This window comes from Bacillus sp. MYb56, assembly GCF_002976445.1.
Classification (GTDB): Bacteria; Bacillota; Bacilli; order Bacillales; family Bacillaceae_G; genus Bacillus_A; species Bacillus_A mycoides.
In genome coordinates this window covers 19,349-42,729 of sequence record NZ_PCOH01000005.1, presented here as the reverse complement: position 1 = coordinate 42,729, position 23,381 = coordinate 19,349, and the positions used below count along the sequence as shown (strand labels likewise).

The window sequence follows — 23,381 nt, the reverse complement described above, 5'->3', positions numbered from 1 at the left end:
AAAGTTATAATGTAATGCCGAACGTTGAATGAAGGAGGTTTGTATATTGCTCTTTTGTAATTGTTTCTTTTGTTTTATTTCTATTTTTCGTTACTGTAAGGCTATCTTTTGTTAATGATGCGTGCCCGTCATGAGTAAGTTTTACAACAAGAGGTACTTTGTTAAATGGTGAACCTTCATGTTCAAAAATAATTTTTTGTGCTGCATTTGCTTTCGTTTCATCCACTTCTTCCAAGTAAAATGCATAACCTACTGTCCAATCATCAGTAGAAGATTGATCTAGAAACTCATTGCTTTTACGCATTTCTAAAATATAATTACCTTTTTCAGTCGTTTCTTTACGAATACGATAGTCGCCTGTTACAGAATGAACGATCTCACCAGAGAAAGGAACAGGGGAAAGGGGTAAATATGATCCGAAACCTACTTCAATTAAGTAAAGTTCATTATGATGTTGTAAAACAGTTGCGATATGCCCTGAATCTACAGCCCATATAGAATTTGCAGCGTTATAAACTGTTCCTGAAACGAGATGGACATCGAATTTAGAGTCTTTAAGGAAGTAATACATAGCCGGATTCAATTCATAACAAAGGCCGCCACGGTTGTTTATTAAAATTTTTTCTTTTAGATTTTCTTTTGATATTTCTTTAAAGTTGTTTTCGAGAATATTTAAGTTTTCAAAAGGGACAGTTTGTGCCATTGCGTACATAATGTTAGGTAAATCTTCAAATGAAACTTTGTGTTTTTCTTCTATATTTAATCTTGCAAAAAATTGTTTTTGAAAGTCGGTCATAGAAATCCCTCCGTTATGCTTTTATAGATAAATTGTAAACAATTTTGAATCCGATGTGAATTTTAAACTATATGGGGTACTTGTGGAATAGTTGAATTCATATTTTGAAAAATAATGTGAGAGATTAAAAGATTGTTACTTTACTAACTGTAGAACGAATATTATAATAACTTTAACAAATTATGCAAACGTTTTCTTGAAGGGGATGGTGTAAATATGTTGAAAAGGATTACGGTAGTCTGTTTATTGTTTATTTTGCTTTTTCCTAATATATATGAGGGAAATAAGGCAGAAGCAGCAACAGTGAACAATGGAACATTAATGCAGTATTTTGAGTGGTACGCTCCGAATGATGGGAATCATTGGAATCGTTTGCGTTCCGATGCTGAAAGTTTAGCTCATAAAGGAATCACATCTGTATGGATACCACCTGCATATAAAGGGACTTCGCAAAATGATGTAGGGTATGGGGCCTATGATTTATATGATTTAGGGGAGTTCAATCAAAAAGGAACGGTGCGGACGAAATATGGGACAAAAGCACAGTTGAAATCTGCAATTGACGCATTACATAAGCAAAACATCGACGTATACGGTGATGTAGTTATGAATCATAAAGGTGGGGCTGATTATACTGAAACCGTAACAGCTGTTGAGGTAGACCGTAACAATCGAAATATTGAAGTATCAGGTGATTATCAAATTAGTGCATGGACGGGGTTTAATTTTCCAGGGCGCGGAGATGCTTATTCTAATTTCAAATGGAAATGGTATCATTTTGACGGAACGGATTGGGATGAAGGAAGGAAATTAAATCGAATTTATAAATTTAGGGGTGTAGATAAAGCGTGGGATTGGGAAGTGTCTAGCGAAAATGGAAATTATGATTATTTGATGTATGCAGATCTTGATTTTGATCATCCTGATGTTGCGAATGAGATGAAAAATTGGGGAACATGGTATGCGAATGAATTAAATTTAGATGGCTTTCGTTTGGACGCTGTTAAACATATTGATCATGAATATTTACGCGATTGGGTAAATCATGCCAGACAGCAAACGGGGAAAGAAATGTTTACAGTAGCTGAATATTGGCAAAATGATGTTCAGGCTTTAAACAATTATTTAGCGAAAGTCAATTATAATCAATCTGTGTTTGATGCACCGCTTCATTACAATTTTCATTATGCTTCAACAGGAAATGGGAATTATGATATGAGAAATATTTTAAATGGAACAGTAATGAAAAATCACCCTGCACTCGCAGTTACTCTCGTTGAGAATCATGATTCTCAGCCTGGGCAGTCATTGGAATCTGTAGTAAGTCCGTGGTTTAAGCCGCTGGCATATGCATTTATTTTAACTCGTGCAGAAGGTTATCCTTCAGTTTTCTATGGTGATTACTATGGGACAAGCGGAAATAGTAGTTATGAAATTCCAGCGTTAAAAGATAAAATTGATCCAATTTTGACGGCACGAAAAAACTTTGCATATGGTACGCAGCGTGATTATTTAGACCATCCAGATGTGATTGGCTGGACAAGAGAAGGCGATGGTGTACATGCTAATTCTGGTTTAGCGACATTACTCTCGGACGGACCAGGAGGATCAAAGTGGATGGATGTTGGAAAGAATAACGCTGGGGAAGTATGGTACGATATTACGGGTAATCAAACAAATACTATAACAATTAATAAGGACGGATGGGGGCAGTTCCATGTAAGTGGAGGCTCAGTTTCCATATATGTTCAGCAGTAAATTTGTGATAAAAAAGAAGGGGCAGACTGAAATATAAGTTCTCCTCTTCTTTTTTACATTCTGCATAGTTATTAAAGTATGACACCTTTACTTCTTATAAAACATATAGTATGATGATTTCAATAAATTAGATTTCAATGAACATAAAATATAAATTAATGAGAGGTGCTTTTTGTGAGTGCGGTAGGTACTAAATAGGAAAAATTTAATGAAATAAATCGGATAAGACCAGGGGATTTTTATGTATATCATACCCCTAATTTTGTCATGGATTTATTTCGAAACCTATGAAGATACCTACAATACTTTATAAAGCGTGTAATAAGGGGATTGCCATCTGTTTTTTTATGGCTTATTTCCTCATATGTTATTACACTTGCCTTGTAAATGTAAAAGCTGCGGTATCCCCGCAGCTTTTTTGTATATGTTTTTAATGTATAAAAATGGTAATTGAATAATGTAGAATTCATTGGAATCTAATGAGTAGGTATCTTCATTGATGATAGAAATCAATCATAGTGAGGAGAAACAAAATGAATACGATGACTTTTGAAAAGTTACAATATAACGAATTAATGGAAATAGTGAAATCTTATTGTGTAAGTGGATTAGGTAAGGAATTATTAAATAAATTAGAGCCGAGTACGAGTATAAAAGTAGTGAGAAATCGCTTAAATGAAACGACAGAAGCACGAGCTATAGTAGATGCAGAAGGGCATGTGCCTTTCTTCGGAATTTCTAATATCGCTAGTACAATTCAAAAATTAGAAAAAGGGATGATTTTAGATCCAGCAGAGTTAGTGAGTGTTTCAGACTTTTTACGTGGATGTAGAAAGATTAAAAAATTTATGTTAGATAAAGAATTTTTTGCACCAGTATTAGCTTCCTATGCAAATTCGATGACTGAATTTAAAAGTATTGAAGAGGAAATTAACTTTTCAATTAAAGGAAATAGCATTGATGCAGCAGCTAGTAAAGAGTTAAAACGAATTCGAAATAACATTGATTCTGTAGATGGAAAAATAAAAGAACGTTTAACGAAGTTTTTAAATAGTAGTGTAAATAAGAAGTATATTCAGGAATTCTTTATTAGTAAAAAGGATGATCGCTATACGATTCCGATTAAATCTTCCTATAAAAATCAAGTTGCTGGAAGTATTGTTGAAGCTTCTGCAAAAGGTTCTACTGTATTTATAGAACCGCATACGGTTACAAAGCTAAATGCGGAACTCGCGGGTTTGAAAGCAGAAGAAGCGATGGAAGAATATCAAATTTTAGCGACTTTATCAGGAATGGTATTAGAAAATATTTATCATATAAAAATTAATATGGAATTGATTAGCCAATATGATATGGTATTTGCGAAAGCGAAGTTTAGTAAATCAATTGATGGAATAGAGCCGAAATTAAATGATCATGGCTACATTCATTTAATGAATTGTAAGCATCCGCTTTTAAGTGGAAAAGTAGTACCATTAAACTTTGAAATCGGTCAAGAATACCGTAGTTTAATTATTACTGGGCCGAACGCAGGCGGGAAAACAATTGTGCTAAAAACAATTGGATTGTTAACATTAGCGACAATGTCAGGCCTTCATATTGCTGGAGATAAAGAAACAGAAATTGCTATTTTCGAAAATGTGTTTGTAGATATAGGTGATAATCAAAGTATCGAAAATGCACTAAGTACATTTTCATCTCATATGAAAAATCTGTCTGAAATTATGAGGATGTCAAATAATAATACGTTACTACTATTTGACGAAATAGGAAGCGGCACAGAACCAAATGAAGGTGCGGCGCTTGCGATATCTATTTTAGAAGAGTTTTATCTATCGGGATGTATTACAATTGCGAGTACGCATTACGGTGAAATAAAACGATTTTCAGAAATGCACGGTGATTTTATGAACGCAGCAATGCAATTTAATAGTGAGACATTGGAGCCTCTTTATAAATTAGTGATCGGTAAATCTGGTGAAAGCAATGCACTTTGGATTGCAAATAAAATGAATGTAAAAGAACATGTACTGCAAAGAGCGAAAGCGTATATGGGAAATAAAGAATACGCTATAGAAAAAGTGAATGAAAGCAAAATTAGAAAACCGAAATTCGTGCAAGAAAAAAGAGAAAATGACTATGAATATAAAATCGGTGACCGTGTGAATTTATTGGATCATGATGATTTTGGTATCATCTATAAGGAAAAAGATAATTTCTATAATGTCGTTGTATATTATAACGGTGAATTCGTTGAAGTGAATGTAAAACGTATTACTTTAGAGGTAGCGGCGAAAGAATTATACCCAGAAGGATATGATTTAAATACACTATTTGTCGATTATAAAGAAAGAAAAATGCAGCATGATATTGAGCGCGGATCGAAAAAAGCGCTTCGTAAAATTGAAAAAGAAATAAGAAAGAACAGAGGGTAATATAGAATGGTAACGATTAGACAAGAACAAAAAAATGATTATAGTAAGACAGAAGAAGTTGTAAAACAAGCATTTTTAAATGAAGAATTTAGTGATAAAAAGGAACATGAACTTGTAAAACGTATTAGAGAATGTGACGCGTTTATTCCTGAATTATCAATCGTTGCAGTAGATGAGGAAATAGTCGGGCATATTATGTTATCAAAAATTACGATAGAACAGGATGGAACTTCTGTAGAATCATTAGCGCTCGCACCAGTTTCAGTTGCTAGGGGCCATCAGAAAAAAGGAATCGGCGGAAAACTAATCGCTTCTGCTTTAGAAAAGGCGGAAGAACTTGGATATGAATCTGTTGTGGTATTAGGGCATCCAGAGTACTATCCGAAATTCGGATTTAAGAAAGCAAGTGATTGGAATATAAAAGCACCATTTGAAGTGCCAGATGAAGTGTTTATGGTGATGGAATTAAGAGGGAGTGCTCTTGAAGGTGTAGAAGGAATTGTACAATATTCGAGTGCTTTTGCTGAGTAGGAGTATTGGTTAAGAAATGTAATCATAAAAGATGCTATCTTTTTGTAGGGATATACAGAAAGATAGCTTTTTTTATTAAGCAGATCTACTTACGTATATTTTGCTCAATGAATAATTGAGATGGTAAAATTGATATAGAAATGTAAAGGGAGAGAATAGAATGAAGAAGCGAGAAACAGATAGCAATGAGAATGTAGTTACGTTATATGTTACAAGACATGGAAAAACAATATTAAATACGAACCAGCGCGCGCAAGGTTGGGCAGATTCTCCGTTAGTAGAAAAAGGTGTGGAAGTTGCCTCTAATTTAGGAACAGGATTAAAAGATGTTCATTTTGCGAATGCGTACAGTAGTGATAGCGGCCGAGCGATTGAAACTGCTAATTTAGTATTAAAATATAGTGAGCAATCCACCTTAAAACTTGAGCAAAGGAAAAATTTACGAGAATTAAATTTTGGTATTTTTGAAGGTGAAAAACTTGAAAATATGTGGGATGTGGTTGGAAAAGTTGCGGGCGTTGCATCACCAGAAGAACTCATGAAGTTTTCTATTCAAGAAGTGATTAATCTTATTAGAGCAGCAGATCCTACGAAACAGGCGGAAGATTGGGAATTATTTTCTACTCGCATAAAAACAGAGATTGATAAAATTAGTGAAGAAGCTGCTAAAAATGGAGGTGGCAACGTTCTAGTTGTCGTTCATGGGCTTTTGATTACTGCATTAATTGAAATGTTAGACAGTACCAAAACAAAACTTGGAGTGGAAAATGCTAGTGTGACGAAAATTGCATATCAAGATGGGAAGTACACAGTCGAATCAGTTGGGGATATGAGTTATGTTGCAAAAGGGAAAGAAAGTGTGGAAATATAAAGGTAAGAAAAGGAAGATAGAGAAATCTAGCTTCCTTTTTATTTTTCAGTATATCATTCATTAATTTTAAACGGAATATTCTGTTTAAAACTAACTATGAAAATTATTGTAATGGTATAATTACAGAGTAGGAACAACAAATTAGTTTGCAGTGTATTGGAGGGACATTAGTCTAGCCTTACATTTCATCTCGGAATCTAAAGTAAGTATACGAGAAATAAAACAAAGTAAGGAATGTGTGAATATGGATCGAATATATTTTGTGGACAACCCGTGGCCTAATGGTCATCGAATTGTTAATTTTAAGTGGAGTGCACATTTTAAATATGCAGAGGAAGAAGAGTTAAATGGTATGGCTGGTTTGTATTTTGATTTGCATTTAGAGACCGCGGATTATGATGAGGAAGATTTGGATGAAGAAGATGAAGAGAATGAGGAAGAAGATGATTGGCACGCTAAGATTGTATGGAACAACTTCCATAGATGCACTTTGTCATCAGAAGAATGGGATTTTAAAGGGTTTCGTGTAGGAAGTGATGAGGCGCCTTTTAATTTGGATATGCTAAACGGGAAGAGATTTGCAATTGATTTTTTATCGGAAGATGAGCAGAAGGACTTAGATTTAGAGTTAACTGCATTTGACGTTTATTTACTTGGACATGATGCGTCAGCCTTTCATAATATTAAGTTTACTAGATTAGAAGGGCAGACATATCAAATTGAATGGAAAGGGAAATTGGCACTAGCGTATATTGGTGATTATGAATTTAAATATGATTTTCATACACTAATTTCCTCAACATCATTTAGTGGAATTAATATTCCTAATGACATAAATGATCATTAGGCGTATGTTTTGCTAAAAAGATTTGTTAGTAATCCAGTATTGTTTGAATTGCAACATGATAATGGGGATAGACGATTTGTAATTAAATAAAAATATATTGTTGCATTTTTGAAATATATGAGTAAAAGGCTACCGTATTCGACATAGCTAATAACTTCGGTGCCGGAAAACTTAAAGAAAATGATACATAGTATGTGATTTATGTTCAGTTCTAAGGAGAAAAGAATATTAACAATTATATGGAGAAGTGATTATGTTGATTAAATTCGTTCATTTGTTATTTGGAAAACCGTGTGAAAAAGGTGATTCGTTCCAAACTAAGTTTCCACGGTTTATTTATTGGAGTGCAGTTGTATTTTATTTTTTTGGAATGCTATTATTTGGGATTTTTTCTTTTATTGATACTGTATTTATTGGATCGTTGATATCGGGAGGTTTGTTTTTTCCTTTAATATTTAGATTCATTTATTTTATAAACTTAAAAATGAGGGGCCTAGAAAGAGAAGTATAGACAGAAAAAATATAAATAACAGGGTAATTGAAAAGAAGCGAAATTGAACATTAATAATATTTAAAAAGGAAGCAATGGAATATATTCTAGCTTCCTTTTTAAATGGGAACGATTAAGGGATTAATAAAATCTTCCCTGTACTTTTTCTGCTCTCTAATAATTCATGAGCACGGGCACCGTCTCGTAAAGAGAATGTAGTAGGACTTGCGATCTTTAATTTTTCGGCCGTAATCCATTCGAATAATTGAGAGGAGCGTTCTTTTCTCTCTTCATAAGATGTAAGCACGTTCCAAAGGTCTCCACCTGTTAAAGTCTTTGAAGTATCCATAAGCATACGTGGATCTACAGGTATAGGATTACCGCCGGCCATTCCGTAAAATACGACAGTACCGCCAATTTTAGTAGCGTTAAAACTTTCCACGAGTGTAGAACCTACTGATTCATACACAACATTTACTCCGGCACCATTAGTCACCTCAAGTACTTTCGTATGCCATGCTTCAGTATATAAAAATACGTGATCAGCACCAGCTAACGTAGCTACTTGTGCTTTTTCTTTTGATGATGTAAGACCGATTACTGTTCCGCCCAGTAGTTTAATCATTTGAACGAGAAGTTGACCAACGCCACCAGCTGCAGCGTGTACTAAAGCTATATCGCCTTGTTTTATTTGATAGCTATCTTTCGTTAAATAATGTGCTGTTAGACCTTGCAATAAGACAGAAGCGGCTGTTTCAAAAGAAATAGAGTCTGGAAGTGTAATTGCTTTTTCAGATGGAACGGCAACTAATTTTGCATTTGAGAATGGAACGTCAGCAAATGCAATGTGGTCTCCGGGATTGATAGTAGTAACGTTAGCTCCTACTTTTTCAACAATACCAGCGCCTTCATAACCTAATATATAAGGCGGGTTACCAGCGAGATGATAATCGCCGCGGCGTCTATAAATATCAGCGAAATTTAAACCGATTGCTTGCATGCGAACAAGAATTTCATTTGGATGTATGATTGGATCAGGTATTTCTTTATATTGTAGTACATCAGCGTCTCCGAATGCTTCGAAACAAAGTGCTTTCATATGGAATACCTCCATTTATATTGTTTGTCGATGTTCTTTATCATACAATACAAATATCAATAGGCAAAGAGGATTATTTCGATAAAATCAATCGGAAATATCGATTGAAAAGAGGGATGATAAATGGAGATAAAACAATTAATTACATTTAAAGTAGCTGCAGAGACTTTGAACTTTACACAAACTGCGAAGAAATTAAACTTTGCACAATCGAGCGTAACGGCGCAAATTAAAACGTTAGAGGCTGAGCTCGGTACGCCATTATTTGAAAGATTAGGAAAACGTCTTTTCTTAACTGAAGCAGGCAGGAAGTTTCAACTATATGCTGATAAGATGATTGCACTCAGTAACGAAGCGAAAATGGCTGTGAAAGATGATGAGGAAATAGCGGGTACGTTAATAATCGGTGCACAAGAAAGTCAATGTACATATAGGCTTCCATCTATATTAAAGAAATTTAAAGCACAATTTCCCCAAATAAAGCTTATATTTAAACCTGCACATTCCAATAAAGATGCGAAGGAACAATTGATGGAGGGGAAAGTAGATCTTGTATTTATTTTGGACGAATGTAAAACAGAGGATGTTTTACATGTGGAGCCACTTATGAAAGAAGAATTAAAAGTAGTAGCTGCTCCTACGCATCGTTTACTTGAACAACCTTCCGTTTCTACAAAAGATTTAGAAAGCGAAACACTTTTACTAACAGAACTAGGTTGCTCGTATCGGACTTTATTTGAAGAGTTATTCCGTGCGGAAGATGTATACCCAGCAAATAAGATTGAATTTGTTAGTGTCGAGGCAATTAAACAATGCGTTATTGCAGATTTAGGTATAGCAGTTTTGCCAGCAATAGTAGTAGAAAAAGATATACGAGAGGGAACGATAAAGGAATTAGTCTTAAAGAATACAATTACTCCGATCTATACGCAAATTGCTTGGCATAAAGATAAATGGATGACAGCGCCACTGCAGCAATTTATTGAGGTGACGAGGGAGTCTTTTGCAAGGAATTAAGTGGAGAAATATTTGTTTTATATGTAAGAAAAAATGGCACTTTTGTATAGAGAGAACCGATACTTGGATGAAACAAGTATCGGTTCTTTATAGCATATTTTTATAATCATTTTTAAGTATTGCCATAATAATTTCATCCGAGTACGTATCATTATAAAATAAGGATTGACGTAAGGTTCCTTCTTTTACAAACCCAACCTTTTCATAAGCTCTAATTCCACGTAAATTATGGCTAAATACTTCTAACTGTAAACGATTGAATGTGAGTTGTTCAAAAACAAATCTTAAAACTATTTTCATAGCTTCAGTTCCGTAGCCTTTCCCTGTTAATGAAATAGAAAGCATAGATATTCTGAATCCAGCTCTTTGGTTCTCCTCATCGATATCTAAAATCGATAACTCTCCAATCATTTCGTCAGTGCTGTTTAAACAAATAGCGAAATCATAGCGATTTGAATCATTATTTATATTATCTATATGTGCTTTAATTTGCTCCAATGAAAAAGTAGGCTTGGTTCCAGTCATATATCTTATTTCTTCATCCATTGTACTTTCTAATATAATGGGCGCATCTAGCTCGCAAAGGGGCCTTAAATAAATTCTTTCACTCTCTAATCTCATTATAAATTTCTCCTTAAGGTTGGTGATAGAGTATATAAATATTTTTGATATACATTGAAGAAGAGTTTTATTTTGTGTATCGTTTGAAAAGTATGTATCTTACTTTGATGTTACATGAATTTTATAATGGTATGGTATACCTAAAACAAATAATAAAAGTTTTATACACAACAAAATGTATCAACAATTTTTTTGATAATACTATTATTATTGCTTTTCATTCCACTTTTAAATGAACATGAATTTTTTATAAATATTTTTAGTGGAAAATAAGCCTTTCCCACTAATTTGCACCGTAGTTAAACAAGAATTAAATAACGTTATTGTCACTTTACAAGAGCATGTTTTGATTGGTTCTCAAAACATGCTCCTTCATTTTGTTTGTTTATCCCGTATTAACGGATAGTGAGACTCCAACTTCGAACCTTGACCGAAGCAAAGTAGGTAGGAGTCGGCTTATCCAGAAAAGCCTGATAGAGTAGGGAGGTTCCTTTAATGTTTTGGAATAATTTAGCATAAGTGATTTTCATATCTCTAAATTTATGCTCTAATTAAAATAAAGGAGGCAAGTAAATGGGGAATGAGATTAAACGATATGTAATACGAACTTTTATATTTACATGGATACTATGGGGGCTATTAATTAGCTTAATAAAATTAAACATTACGACATTTGGTACACCGCTAGCGATGATATTATTTGTTTTCGGGGGAATCATGCCGGCAATCGTTGCAATTAGTTTAAAGAAAAAATATGGATCAAAAGAAGAGTTCAGAGTGTTTATTAAAAATATTGTTAATCCTAGGCATCACTTTGTATGGTATGTTCTAATCGTTGTTCTAGCTTTTATTAGCTGTTATCTTCCAACGATATTTGGTGGAGCAACGATGCAAAAACCATTATACGTGGCATTACTTAGTTTTCCAACAATGATCGTTGGTGGTGGTCTTGAAGAAATTGGATGGAGAGGATTTTTACAACCTGCCCTTCAGAAAAAAAATTCGGCATTTTTTAGTACGGTTATTGTGAGTGTTATATGGGCTATTTGGCACTGGCCGTTATGGTTTATTCCAGGCACAAATCAAACTCAAAGGGATTTTATAGCCTTTATAATTACGACAATTGCCGTATCTTTCTTATTAACTACAATTTTTAACGCAACTAAAAGTATTTTTATGTGTCTAATTTTTCATGCGCTTCTTAATTCTTTTTGGAGTGTGTACGTGCCAAATGATAAAGTGTTACCAGCATTTTCAACTTTTATTTTCGGAATTTTCGTATTTATCGTGTATAAAGTCATAATAAAAAGAAAGAACCTCTTATTGATTAGGTAACTGAAATAATAAAAGGAAACATATTAATATATTTTTTATGGATATGAAACTAATTAATAAGAACACGACACAAACATAATTAAAATATAATACAAGTTTGTGCCGTAAAAAAATTTGCAAAACTATAAACAATATCAAAAAGAATGAAGAGCCTTTCCGTATACATAAACAATGCTAACGACAGTTATAGTAATTCATTTGTTAGAACAATTGAATTAACTAAGGTCTGTGTCAGGAGGAGTATATCCAAGGTGACGAGTCATTGATACAATTTGGCCTTTATGATGAAATTCATGTGTCTCCGTATGAGTTAAAAGCCATAGTGGAGTTGTGCTCCAAGGTTCTTTTTGCCATTTCACTTCATTTGCTATATTTTCGAGCCACCGGTCATTGTATTCATCTAAAAAGCGTTGTACAGTCTCATCTACTATCTTAAATCTAGCACGGACTTTTGTGACATCTGCATGTTCAATTTCATAATCGCTAGCAAATGAGAAATCTGCTCGTTTTTGGTTAAATGCGAATGTTCCAAGCCAGTATCGATAGCAATCGGCTACATGAATATGCGTCTTCATAATGCTACCGCTTCCGAAATTAGGAACCGTACTGTGCAATTTTTCTTGTGGAATTTCTTCCAAAAATGTAAATAGATTTTCCCTTGTAGAACTAATAAGATTATATTGTTGTTTTAAAACATCTAACATGTAATTACACTCCTCTTTTGTTTACTGTAATATTTGTGCAGTAAGTATTTCTATATATATGAGGAGTGGTCCTTTTTTATTGTTTTCAGTAAGCATATTAGATGTATTTTTTAATTGTTTCTGATAGATTAAACAAGGTGAAACTCTAATAAGTTTAACATCCTTAGTTCATAATAAATTGTACATAAAAAAGGAGACGATAAAATGAATAGAATAATTGGTTTAAAACAATTTGAAATAACGCGTGGGGCATTACTTCAATTTATGGAAACGTTAGATGACAAAACTGCGGATACGCAGCCGGAGGGCTTTAACAATACAATTCGCTGGCATATCGGTCATGTGTTAACGGCAGCAGAAGTTTTCATGTTTGGAAAAGAATTTAAACAATTACCAACTGAATATCCAGGTATGTTTGGATATGGTTCAAGACCATCTAAATGGAAAACAGAAGGGCCATCATTAGAAGTGTTAACGGTTCAATTAAAAGAACAAGCGAAGCGCATTCAAGAAATTCCAGCAGAAGCATTTGAAAATAAACTTCCAGAGCCATTTTTAGGGTTGGAAACAGTTGGAGAGCTTTACGGTATGATGCTTTATCATGAAGCAGACCATATTGGGCAAATGAAGGCGATGGAACGTATTATTAAGGCTCTTTAGTTTTGGGTAAAGTTAAATAATATATAGACAAAAAAGGGTAGATAATTTATTATCTATCCTTTTTTGTTGTTGAACTTCTTGAAGGATTAAGGATTATGAACGCTAATCATCGTGATGCTGATGAAGAAGGAAAGAAAACCAACCAACCAATTAGGATAAAGAAACATCCTAAATTTTATGGTAGTTATTATTTTTTTTGTATTACTTAATAGAAAAATATTGAAAATAATACAGAAGAAAGTATAAGGTTGCAAAATCTGTATGAAATAGGGTATTCCTAAATATGGAATATACGTATAATAAAAGAGAGGAACTAGAAAATGGGGGAATACTATGATTACATTGGAACAAAAGTTGGAGCAATACACACATACATATGCACAGTTAAAGGGAGAACTAAAATGGAAAACGAGTGATTCTCGAACAGGTATGATGATTGCTGCTATGTATGCAGGTAGTGATAAACTGTTTGATCTCGGACGTTTTTTAGAAATTAGTAGTTATATTAAGAATCAGGTAGGGATGTTTTCATACTTAAAGTCTTATCATCGCTTTGTGGTGTCCGCAACATTAGATATTCATTTTACAGATTACAAGGAAGCTTTTCAGAGATTTTTAGATTTATATGAACAATTGGTCGCTGGTGGCTTTAGCCGGAGTATATTTACTTATCTCGCAGCAGCTGTGCTTTTAACAGAAGAAAATGAACAGCATGGCACGCACATTCAGCGTTCGATGCAAGTATATAAACGGATGAAAGAGGATCATCTTTTTCTTACAGGTACAAATGATTATCCACTCGCGGTTTTACTAGCAGGACAATCAGAGAATGTAGAAACACTTATGGACCGAGTAGAACGTCTTTATCAGAAACTAGCGAAAGCTGGTTTGCGTAAAGGGAATGATCTTCAGTTTTTAAGTCATATCCTCTCACTAAAGAAGGATGTCCGTGAAGAAATGTTAGTTGCAACATGTACAAACATATGGAATTTGTTAAAACAAGAAAAGATAAAAGTGAAACAGATGCATTATCCAGCTATCGGGCTACTAGCGTTACTTGAGGATGGAGAAAAAGAGATTCATTCTATTCGAGCATTCATTGAAAAATTGCAGGGGGAGAAATTATTCCGTTGGCATACAGATACGAATATTCTTATTGCTATTCAACTGTTCGTAAGTCAGAAAGGTGAGGAAAGTAAAGCTACCAACACAGGTTTACAAACAATGATAGAAGTCCTCATACAAGCACAACAGGCAGCTATGATAGCAACGATTGCCGCTTCATCTGCAGCAACCTCTTCTGCTAGTACTAGTTCATAATGTGCAACTGCTTATGCTCTCGTAAATTATGATGAACCTATAATGCCTTTGATGAGGACGGTTTAAAAAATATTATTAAAAAAGGCCTATCACTCTCTAATGAGTGATGGGCTAACTGTTTTTAAACTGTTTTTACATAATCGGCATTATCTTTTCGACTGCTTCAAATGTTTGAGTTGTGTAACAATCATAATGCTAATAACAACGAGTAAAAACCATGAGCTAATTTTGCTTAAGTGAACGAGGCTCCATGTTTCCCGTTGATTTGGATATTGCCATGCTCCGAAGAAGGTAGCGATGTTTTCTGCAATCCAAATAAAGAATCCGATAAGGAAAAATGAGAGTACGAGTGGCATTTTATATGTAACGCCTCGTAATGAAAATTCCACAAATGTGCGAAAGAAAACAATGAATAAAATTAAAGTTAATACCCATCTAAAGTCATATAGAAAATGATGTGTAAAAAAATTAAAGTAAATCATTGCTCCTAGAGGTATTGCAAAAGTAGCTTTCGGCCAATGATGCATTTGTAAATGCAATCTTCTCCACGCTTGGCATATGTAACTTGCGACACTCGCATACATAAAACCGCTGTAAAGCGGAACTCCGAAAACTTTTGAATACGCCTCTTCAGGATAACTCCATGAACCGAAATGTACTTTATATATTTCTAGTAAAAGGCCGATGAGGTGGAAGACAGTAATTACTTTTAGTTCGTCTTTCGTTTCAAGACCAGTCTTGTACATAATCCACTGCATAAGAAGGCATACGATGAGTATGAAATCATATCGGTACAGCCCTGGAATCGAAATGATTTTTGAAAGAGCAAGTGTTAAAAAAATAACGACAGGGAACAAACAGGATAATGCTTGTTCATAAGTAAAATAGAGTAGTTGTTTTACATAAAACATGTTTTCACCTTCAGGATTATTATTTGAAAAATCAAAATAATAACTTAGTATACTACAAATTCGAAAATAAAACAGTACTTCATTTTGCATGTATTTGGAAGTTTTAGAAGGGAATTGTAATAAGTATTTTGATAGTTTAACAAAGTAAAAAAATAGTTTGCTATTTTAAAAAAAATGGGGATATAATATCTAAATGAAAATGATAATCATTATCAATAATGATTATAAATAAAAAATAATTATAAAAAAGAACTGAATATAAAGGATGAAATGAAACATGTTACATAAGTCTACTGTACATGCTGGCAATAATCGCTGGATACATATTAAGTTCATATGTTTCATGAGCTTAACAATTATATGTTTAATTGGAGCTATATTTTTAGCCGTTGCATTTGGTGCAAAGGATATCCATTTGCAAACTGTGTGGGCAGCGGTTTTTGATTATAATCCGAAATTAACACAGCATCAAATTATTTATGAATTAAGGCTCCCAAGGGTAATTGGCGCAGCAGTTGTAGGAGCTGCTTTTGCAGTCGCTGGAGCTGTTATGCAAGGGGTAACACGAAATCCTTTAGCTGATGCAGGTGTACTCGGAATAAATGCAGGTGCGATGTTTGTAGTAGCACTTAGTTTTGCTTTTTTCCCGCATATGCCGTATTCCTATTTAATGATTGTCTCCTTTATTGGAGCAGTTTTAAGTACAGTACTCATTTTTATTATTGGATCAGCAACATCAGGCGGGCTAACGCCGATGAGGTTAACGATTGCAGGGGCAGTTATGGCCGCCCTTTTACATTCGTTAAGTTCAGGTGTCGCGATTTATTATGACTTAAGCAAAGATTTAGCGTTTTGGTATGCTGGTGGTGTTGCGGGGGTTAAGTGGGAACACTTGAAATTTTTAGTGCCTATTATTCTCATAACAATTGTTTTTGCGACAGTGCTAGGGCGATCTATTTCCCTCATATCAATGGGGGATGACGTTGCTACGAATTTAGGTGTAAAAACGAGCCGAACGAGAATACTTGGGATGATTATAGTAGTCATTCTTGCAGGTGTGTCTGTTTCAGCTGTTGGTTCCATTGGATTTGTAGGACTTGTCATTCCGCACATCGCTAGAAAATTAGTAGGTGTTAATTATCGGCTTAGTATTCCTATGTCAGCATTATTAGGAGCTATGTTATTAGTTTTAGCTGATTTAGGGGCAAGAACAGTAAATCCTCCTAAAGAACTTGCGATAGGGATTATGGTAGCTCTTGTTGGAGTGCCGTTCTTCCTCTATATAGCACGTAAAGTTGGGAGTGAGCTATAAGTGAAGAATCTTTTTAACAAGGATAAAAAGAGGGCTATTACTGTAACTACAATTTTCGGATGTATAAGTATTGCTGTAGTTTTGATTAGCTTAAATACAGGTACACTGAGTATTGCACCATTCAAAGTAATTCAAACGCTTTTTGGCTATGGTGATTTTGAGAGTGCAACCGTGCTATACGATTATCGTATGCCAAGAATTATAATTACAATGTTAGCAGGTATTGGCCTTGGGGTTTCCGGTGCGATTTTGCAAGGATTATTTCGGAATGCTCTCGCAGATCCTGGTATTCTTGGATTACACTCGGGTGCATCTTTCGGGCTTATTGTATTTGTTACTTTCTTTCATTCTATTAACGAGAGTGCATCGATTTTAATACCGTTATTTACATTTGGCGGAGGAGTGTTAGCTGCATTTCTTATTGTTTTGCTTGCGAGTGATCGGTCGAAAGGTTTACTTCCCATTAGACTTATTCTTGTTGGTATTGCAGTTTCAGCTGGTTTTAGTGCACTTTCGTTATTTTTCTCGCTCAAGTTAAATGATGAGACGTATACATTCGCTTCTAGGTGGTTAGTTGGTAACGTGTGGGGAAGAGATTGGATTCATGTCCTAGCGTTATTACCTTGGATTTTGATACTAACTCCGTACGCATGGCTGAAATCCAAAACGTTAAATGCACTGTCACTAGGTGATAGTGTAGCAGCAGGACTTGGTGTATCTGTTCAAAAAGAACGGTTACTGCTTTTAGCTACAGCGGTAGGATTGTCTTGTGCAAGTGTATCAATGGCAGGGGGAATTGGCTTTATCGGCTTAGTTTCTCCGCATATCGCAAGAAAGTTAGTAGGTAGTACATATCAACATTTCCTTCCGTTAGCTGGCATAATTGGAATGATTATTTTAGTACTCGCGGATACGATAGGGCGATCTTTATTTGAGCCAAACTCTATTCCAGCTGGCGTAGTAGTAGCGGCTTTAGGTGCGCCATGTTTTCTTTATTTACTTACAAAAACAAAATAAATACTTCAAAGAGGAGAACATATGAAAAAGAAACTTACTATTTTATTTAGCATTATGTTTATTTTAGTATTATCAGCATGTGGTCAAACGAAATCTAGTGAAGAGGCAACTAAAAAAACTGAAAAAAGTAATGATCCAAAAATTGCTTCTATGTCTATTCATTTAACGAATAACTTACTTGCATTAGGAATTACACCGGTAGGTTCTGTAATTGGTGGAGATTTAAAAGATTTCTTACCTCACGTGAAAGAACAGTTGAAAGATACGAAGAAACTGGGCGTTGTAACAAATCCGAATATGGAAGCATTACTACAATTAAAACCATCTGAAATTTATGTGGATGAAAAATATGCTGGCAAAGATTTAGCGAAATACGAAAAAATTGCAAAAACACATACTTTTAATTTAGATGAAGGTACGTGGAGAGATCATTTAAAAGAAGTAGGTAAACTTGTAAACCGTGAGAAAGAAGCAGATAAATATATTCAAGACTATGAAGAACAATCAAAACGAGTAAAAAGTTTAATAGATAAAGAGTTAGGTAATAACGAAAAAGTAATGGCAATTCGCGTTACTGCAAAAGAATTACGTGTATTTAGTACGAAAAGACCGATGGGACCAATTCTATTCCAAGACTTAGGATTACAACCTGCAAATGGTGTAGAGAAAATTGATGGAAACCGTCCTTTCGAAGTAATTTCACAAGAAGTATTACCTGACTTTGATGCGGATGCTATTTTCGTTGTCGTAAACAGAGACGATAAAGCAAAAGCAGCATTTAAACAACTGCAAGAAACACCAATTTGGAAAGACTTAAAAGCTGTTAAAGGTAAGCACGTATACATTATTAATGATCAACCATGGCTTGACTATTCTGCTTTAGGTAACAAAATGGCAATGGATGAAGCAGAGAAAATGTTTACGAAATAATACAGTTTTGCTATTAGGAAAGGCCCTCTAAATTTGGAGGGTCTTTTTATTGTTGTTATTGTTAGAATAAATGAAAAATTATACAATGAAGTTAATTCAATGCAAGGGAGATGTGCCAATGTCAGCGCTTATTGTAAGTATCCCGTTAAAAAAACAGTTTATGGAACAAGGGGATAAAGTGAAACTTTAATCAGTGGGGGTTTTGTTCATCCCCCACTGATTATTAGCCTTCACCAATCGGGCGTTTACGGGCAGTTGATCTCCCACCTAACTTCTTCGCTCCAGCTGAATTTTGAGGTGGGAGTCTTACTGCCCGTTAATGCGGGATAAATAGGCTAGAATTATTGTCCCCGCTATTTAAAAAAGGGGGAGTTTTAGATGACGATGAATCTTTTTCAAAATAAAACTATTAAGTTATCAGCTATTAGAGAAGCAGATGCTGAAGTAATGGCTATGTGGCAAGAGGATAGTGAGTACTTAAGAAATGTAGATACAGACTTGGCATTCCCGCAATCGTTACATGAAATAGCGAGTGATGGGCTATTAAAGGGACGGAGATCGAATAGTGTTTCTTTCATGTTAAGAACAGTTCAAGATGATCGCTTAATTGGTTTTGTTGCAATTCACGGCATAGAGTGGAATAACAGAACAGGTCTATTAGCAATTGGTATAGGAGAGGCAAATGATAGAGGAAAAGGGTTTGGGAGAGAAGCAGTGCATCTTATTTTAAAGTATGCGTTCTATGAAATGAATCTACACCGCGTCGGTCTCGATGTTATTTCTTATAATAAAGCAGCCATTGTACTGTATAAAAAGATGGGATTTCAGATGGAAGGATGTATGAGGGAAGCAGTTCAAAGAGATGGAAAGTGTTTTGATCGTATGATTATGGGGATATTGCGTGATGAATGGATAGAGCTGCAAAACTAGCAAAAACATACAGAATAATTGTGTAGTGTAGAGTGAAAAGTTGTAATATTTGGGTAATGATGAGCGGAGGAGTGTACTAATGGAAGGTTTATCTTCATTAAGAGAGTGTTTATATCAGCTAGAGGAACGATTACTTAAACCAGGGGTTCGCACATCTCAAAAGGAGCTTAAAAAGATACTTGCCGCTGATTTTTTTGAGTTTGGGAGTTCTGGTAAAGTTTTATATAAAAATGAGGATATCGATAAAAATGGAATTGGTGTGGTAAAAATGACTTTGAGTGATTTTGAAGTACATCCATTATCCAAAGATGTAGCATTAACTACTTATCAAATATTCAATGAAATGAATAATCAACACTCGTTACGTAGTTCGATATGGAAATTTAGAGAAGGAAGATGGCAAATGTATTTTCATCAAGGTACACCTGCTAAATTTTAGTGAAGCTTTTTGTATGAAAAAGAAACTATAAAGAATAGAATTGTTGAATATATTAGTCCTATATATATATAAAGAACTAATGAAAGTTGTCTTTCTAAAATATCTAAATTTGTTCTTAAAAGGGTCTTGTTAATAAAGATACATTCCATATTATATATGTAGTATGCAGGAGATATAACGATAATTGGCGAAATTTTACAGTGAACTGATTGAATTTATAAGGAGTTATGCGAGATGAACTTAGAAAAAAGTAAGCCAGTAAATGAAGAGGTCGCTGAATTAAAAGAACTAATTAAAGAATTACATGGAAGTGTACATCAACTTCAAAGTGAAGTGCAGCAACTAAGGCACGAAAGGCCGGTTGTTGAAGTGAGGAAAGGTGTTCAATTATCACCAGCAATCATCGGACAAATTGGTGGTATGATTTTAGGTGGATTGGCAATTATAGGTATATTTTGGTGATGAAAAAAGGTTTGTAGCATAGTGCTGCAAACCTTTTTTATTTGACGACATAATTTCATGCAATACAACTTCTACATTAAATAACGTAAATAAATGTAAGCATGTGATAACAATAGCGCAATGATCGTTAAGGGGAAACCGATTTTTAAGAAGTCCATATAAGAGAACCCATGTCCTTCACGTTTTGCAATACCAGCAACGACTACGTTTGCTGATGCTCCAATTAATGTTCCGTTGCCTCCTAGGCAAGCTCCAAGTGATAACGCCCACCATAGTACTTCAATTTGCGGAGAATCGACAGATAGTCCGAGTCCTGTAGCTAAATCTTGAATAAGTGGAATCATCGTTGCGACAAATGGGATGTTATCAATTGTCGCAGATGCGATGCCAGATACCCATAAGATAAGTATAGCAGCGAAACCGATATCGCCATTTGTTACGTCGAGTACTTCTTTTGCGAGTGAAGAAATAAGTCCGATATCAATTAATCCGCCAACGAGAACGAATAGTCCAGCGAAGAAGAAAATTGTTACCCATTCAACGTGGGCAAATACATCTTCAATATCATGTTCTTTCACACCGATTAACATAAGAAGTGTAGCACCTGTCATCGCAATAACGGCAGCGTCTACATGAATAATAGAATGAAGTACAAAGCCTAAAATAGTTAGTCCTAAAATCGTAATGGATTTTAAAAGGAGGCTCTGATCTTTAATATAATCTTTTTCATTTAATGCCATTAGCTTTTCGATTTGCTCAGGCGTTGTTTTTAGTTTGTTGCGATACATGAAGTAAATAATGCCAAGTGTAACGATAGAAATAATGATTACGATTGGAGCTAAGTTTAGTAAAAAGGCATTAAAGTCTAAATGCTTATTAGCTGATCCAATCATAATGTTCGGCGGGTCACCAATTAATGTTGCTGTTCCGCCTATATTTGAAAATAGTACTTCTGAAATTAAATAAGGAACAGGATTTACTTTTAAAATACGTGTAATGGATAGTGTAACAGGTACGATTAATAATACGGTTGTTACGTTGTCCAAAAATGCAGAACCGACAGCAGTTAATAGGGATAGTAATAATAAAATGCGGATTGGTTTTCCGCCAGCTGCTTTTGCTGCTTTTATGGCTACAAATTCAAATACGCCTGATTGACTCGTAATATGTACGAGAATCATCATCCCAATTAAAAGGGTAATCGTTTCCCATTGAATATGCGATGTGAAAGCAGTATGTAAATCTACAATTCCAAAAATAATCATAATAGCAGCACCGAATAGTGCGATTACAGCACGATTCAATTTCTCAGAAATAATAAAACCGTACGTGACTAAAAATACGGCAATTGTAAAATAATATTGCCAATTTGCTACTTCATGTGCTGATTGTTCCAATCATGTCACCTTCTTTAAAGTATGTATTCAATTGTCGAAATGTATCTCGCTGTATTAATACGGGATAAAATATATTGTAGCAAATTCAAAAAAGAAAGAAAACTATTTAACAAAGTGAAGGAAAAAATGCGATTTTTACATATCATATAAAGTGAAACTTTAATCAGTGGGGGTTTTTGTTCATCCCCCACTGATTATTAGCCCTCACCAATCGGGCATTTACGGATAGTTGATTTCCCACCTAGCTGACGTGTGTTCGCTGGATTTTGGGGTGGGAATCTTACTATCCGTTAATGCGGGATAAAAAATATAAAAAACACAGTGCAAATTATTAGGAAAAGTGGGCGTTGTCCTCTAATATAGAGATAGCAATTTACATTATTTTTGCGTAAAATGGTTTAAAGAGGTGAATTCCGATGGAAATAGTAAAAGATAGTTCTCTTATTCAAAATGAAATTGAACGTTTTGTAAATAAAGATGTATATATTCATTTAGAAACGACGAATGGAGCGTATGCGTCACACTTTAATGAAAAGATGATGACAGTAGGAGCATTCATTCGAAATGCAATTATTCGCTTTGAGCGTGGGAAAATAACTGGAACAAACCCATACCGAGTTGGTTTGAAAATGGATCATGGCTGGGTATATGCAGAAGGCATTACGCACTGGGAAGTAGACGATAAAGAGCGTTTATTACTAGCAGGGCATGATAACCAAGGCCGCTTAGCGGTAGCGCTTGAGCTAAGCTTAACGCCATTTAAGTAAGAAGGAGGGAAACTTATGGAGAGACATGTACTTGTTGTATTTCCGCATCCAGATGATGAAGCATTTGCTGCGGGAGGAACAATTCGCTTATTAACAGATCAAGGAGTACCTGTAACGTACGCATGTGGTACTCTTGGACAAATGGGACGTAACATGGGGAAAAACGTATTCGCTAACCGTGAAACGATTCCAAATATACGTGAAAAAGAATTAAAAGATGCATGTGAAGCGATGGGGATTCAAGATTTAAGAATGCTCGGTTTCCATGATAAAACGTTAGAATTTGAAGATGTTGATTTTGTTGCCGATAAAATCGAAGCGATTATTCAAGAAGTAAATCCATCTCGAATTATTACATTTTATCCAGAACACGGCGTACATCCGGATCATGATGCATTTGGCCGCGCTGTAGTTCGCGCTGTATCACGTATGCCTAAAGAAGAACGTCCAGCCATTCATGCGGTTGCGATTACGAGAAATCGCGAAGCAGTACTCGGTGAACCGGATGTTGTAAATAATATTAGTGAAGTATTTGAACATAAATTAGCTGCACTAGGCGCGCATCGTTCACAAACGGAAGCGATGCTAGAAGAAACGCATGCAAAAATAAAAAACAAAGACGCAGCAACATTAAAATGGCTGCAACTTGAACAGTTTTGGACTTATAAATGGGAGTAGGCTAGAAGGGTACCTTCTAGTAGCTCTTACATAGAAAAAGCGCCGTCACTTGTG

22 protein-coding genes and 2 pseudogenes are annotated in these 23,381 nt (G+C 34.8%); 18 read left to right on the top strand and 6 right to left on the bottom strand.

Features of this window, described 5'->3' with window-relative positions; translation table 11 throughout:
- Positions 1-4 precede the first annotated feature (4 nt).
- Positions 5-796 (bottom strand): arylamine N-acetyltransferase family protein, encoded by a 792-nt coding sequence (locus tag CQ058_RS08415; protein WP_002190301.1) that lies wholly within the window; start codon positions 794-796, stop codon positions 5-7.
- Positions 797-1,012: 216 nt separating this feature from the next.
- Here CQ058_RS08415 and amyS point away from each other — a divergent pair, with 216 nt between their 5' ends.
- From amyS to CQ058_RS32265, 6 genes and pseudogenes are all read left to right on the top strand, one after another.
- Positions 1,013-2,554, top strand: coding sequence for an alpha-amylase (gene amyS, locus CQ058_RS08410; protein ID WP_002190300.1), 1,542 nt, complete (start codon positions 1,013-1,015; stop codon positions 2,552-2,554).
- A 533-nt stretch (positions 2,555-3,087) separates the two neighbouring features.
- Complete coding sequence (locus CQ058_RS08405) at positions 3,088-4,989, top strand: endonuclease MutS2 (RefSeq protein WP_105589614.1); 1,902 nt, start codon at positions 3,088-3,090, stop codon at positions 4,987-4,989.
- A gap of 6 nt (positions 4,990-4,995) precedes the next feature.
- Positions 4,996-5,520, top strand: a complete 525-nt coding sequence (locus CQ058_RS08400) for a GNAT family N-acetyltransferase (protein WP_002190298.1) — start codon at positions 4,996-4,998, stop codon at positions 5,518-5,520.
- 160 nt (positions 5,521-5,680) lie between these two features.
- Positions 5,681-6,391, top strand: a complete 711-nt coding sequence (locus CQ058_RS08395) for a histidine phosphatase family protein (RefSeq protein ID WP_002190297.1) — start codon at positions 5,681-5,683, stop codon at positions 6,389-6,391.
- 244 nt (positions 6,392-6,635) lie between these two features.
- Positions 6,636-7,328: pseudogene (locus CQ058_RS08390) on the top strand (hypothetical protein).
- Positions 7,329-7,491: 163 nt separating this feature from the next.
- On the top strand, positions 7,492-7,749 hold the full coding sequence (locus CQ058_RS32265; protein ID WP_002192752.1) for a hypothetical protein: 258 nt from the start codon (positions 7,492-7,494) through the stop codon (positions 7,747-7,749).
- A gap of 112 nt (positions 7,750-7,861) precedes the next feature.
- Here the strand turns inward: CQ058_RS32265 and CQ058_RS08380 are convergent, their stop codons facing one another.
- Positions 7,862-8,827 (bottom strand): quinone oxidoreductase family protein, encoded by a 966-nt coding sequence (locus CQ058_RS08380; protein WP_002190294.1) that lies wholly within the window; start codon positions 8,825-8,827, stop codon positions 7,862-7,864.
- A 123-nt stretch (positions 8,828-8,950) separates the two neighbouring features.
- On the opposite strand from CQ058_RS08380, the gene CQ058_RS08375 reads away from it, so the two are divergent.
- Positions 8,951-9,844 (top strand): LysR family transcriptional regulator, encoded by an 894-nt coding sequence (locus CQ058_RS08375; RefSeq protein ID WP_002190292.1) that lies wholly within the window; start codon positions 8,951-8,953, stop codon positions 9,842-9,844.
- An 87-nt stretch (positions 9,845-9,931) separates the two neighbouring features.
- Here the strand turns inward: CQ058_RS08375 and CQ058_RS08370 are convergent, their stop codons facing one another.
- On the bottom strand, positions 9,932-10,465 hold the full coding sequence (locus CQ058_RS08370; protein WP_002190291.1) for a GNAT family N-acetyltransferase: 534 nt from the start codon (positions 10,463-10,465) through the stop codon (positions 9,932-9,934).
- Between the two features lie 573 nt (positions 10,466-11,038).
- Between CQ058_RS08370 and CQ058_RS08365 the strand changes: the two genes are divergently transcribed.
- Positions 11,039-11,800: a CPBP family intramembrane glutamic endopeptidase gene (locus CQ058_RS08365; protein ID WP_002190290.1), complete on the top strand. Its 762-nt coding sequence runs from the start codon at positions 11,039-11,041 to the stop codon at positions 11,798-11,800.
- 215 nt (positions 11,801-12,015) lie between these two features.
- Here CQ058_RS08365 and CQ058_RS08360 read toward each other — a convergent pair whose 3' ends face one another.
- On the bottom strand, positions 12,016-12,504 hold the full coding sequence (locus CQ058_RS08360; protein ID WP_002190289.1) for a DinB family protein: 489 nt from the start codon (positions 12,502-12,504) through the stop codon (positions 12,016-12,018).
- A gap of 204 nt (positions 12,505-12,708) precedes the next feature.
- Between CQ058_RS08360 and CQ058_RS08355 the strand changes: the two genes are divergently transcribed.
- Both CQ058_RS08355 and CQ058_RS08350 read left to right on the top strand, forming a co-directional pair.
- Entirely contained in the window at positions 12,709-13,164 is a 456-nt protein-coding gene (locus tag CQ058_RS08355) for a DinB family protein (RefSeq protein ID WP_002033453.1), read from the top strand.
- 283 nt (positions 13,165-13,447) lie between these two features.
- Positions 13,448-14,484, top strand: a pseudogene (locus CQ058_RS08350) (DUF4003 domain-containing protein).
- 146 nt (positions 14,485-14,630) lie between these two features.
- Here CQ058_RS08350 and CQ058_RS08345 read toward each other — a convergent pair.
- Positions 14,631-15,395, bottom strand: a complete 765-nt coding sequence (locus CQ058_RS08345) for a DUF817 domain-containing protein (RefSeq protein ID WP_002128404.1) — start codon at positions 15,393-15,395, stop codon at positions 14,631-14,633.
- Between the two features lie 277 nt (positions 15,396-15,672).
- Here CQ058_RS08345 and CQ058_RS08340 point away from each other — a divergent pair, with 277 nt between their 5' ends.
- The 6 genes from CQ058_RS08340 (at position 15,673) to CQ058_RS08315 (ending at position 20,485) form a co-directional block, all read left to right on the top strand.
- A complete protein-coding gene (locus CQ058_RS08340; RefSeq protein ID WP_105589613.1) occupies positions 15,673-16,707 on the top strand; it encodes a FecCD family ABC transporter permease in 1,035 nt (344 codons plus the stop codon).
- The gene (locus tag CQ058_RS08335) at positions 16,708-17,724 is read left to right on the top strand and encodes a FecCD family ABC transporter permease (protein WP_105589612.1); all 1,017 of its coding nucleotides are present in this window, start codon (positions 16,708-16,710) and stop codon (positions 17,722-17,724) included.
- Positions 17,725-17,745: 21 nt separating this feature from the next.
- Positions 17,746-18,654 (top strand): iron-hydroxamate ABC transporter substrate-binding protein, encoded by a 909-nt coding sequence (locus CQ058_RS08330; protein ID WP_002190285.1) that lies wholly within the window; start codon positions 17,746-17,748, stop codon positions 18,652-18,654.
- Positions 18,655-19,032: 378 nt separating this feature from the next.
- Positions 19,033-19,584: a GNAT family N-acetyltransferase gene (locus CQ058_RS08325; protein ID WP_002128401.1), complete on the top strand. Its 552-nt coding sequence runs from the start codon at positions 19,033-19,035 to the stop codon at positions 19,582-19,584.
- A gap of 79 nt (positions 19,585-19,663) precedes the next feature.
- A complete protein-coding gene (locus CQ058_RS08320; RefSeq protein WP_002128400.1) occupies positions 19,664-20,023 on the top strand; it encodes a nuclear transport factor 2 family protein in 360 nt (119 codons plus the stop codon).
- 234 nt (positions 20,024-20,257) lie between these two features.
- On the top strand, positions 20,258-20,485 hold the full coding sequence (locus tag CQ058_RS08315) for a coiled-coil domain-containing protein (RefSeq protein WP_002111012.1): 228 nt from the start codon (positions 20,258-20,260) through the stop codon (positions 20,483-20,485).
- Between the two features lie 71 nt (positions 20,486-20,556).
- Here the strand turns inward: CQ058_RS08315 and CQ058_RS08310 are convergent, their stop codons facing one another.
- The gene (locus CQ058_RS08310; RefSeq protein WP_002014220.1) at positions 20,557-21,882 is read right to left on the bottom strand and encodes an ArsB/NhaD family transporter; all 1,326 of its coding nucleotides are present in this window, start codon (positions 21,880-21,882) and stop codon (positions 20,557-20,559) included.
- 416 nt (positions 21,883-22,298) lie between these two features.
- Here CQ058_RS08310 and CQ058_RS08305 point away from each other — a divergent pair, with 416 nt between their 5' ends.
- Together CQ058_RS08305 and bshB2 are read left to right on the top strand one after the other, a co-directional pair.
- Entirely contained in the window at positions 22,299-22,649 is a 351-nt protein-coding gene (locus CQ058_RS08305) for a YojF family protein (RefSeq protein ID WP_000407039.1), read from the top strand.
- Positions 22,650-22,664: 15 nt separating this feature from the next.
- Positions 22,665-23,327 carry a bacillithiol biosynthesis deacetylase BshB2 gene (bshB2, locus tag CQ058_RS08300; protein ID WP_000439465.1) on the top strand — a complete coding sequence of 221 codons (663 nt, stop codon included), beginning with the start codon at positions 22,665-22,667 and terminating at the stop codon, positions 23,325-23,327.
- Positions 23,328-23,381 lie beyond the last annotated feature (54 nt).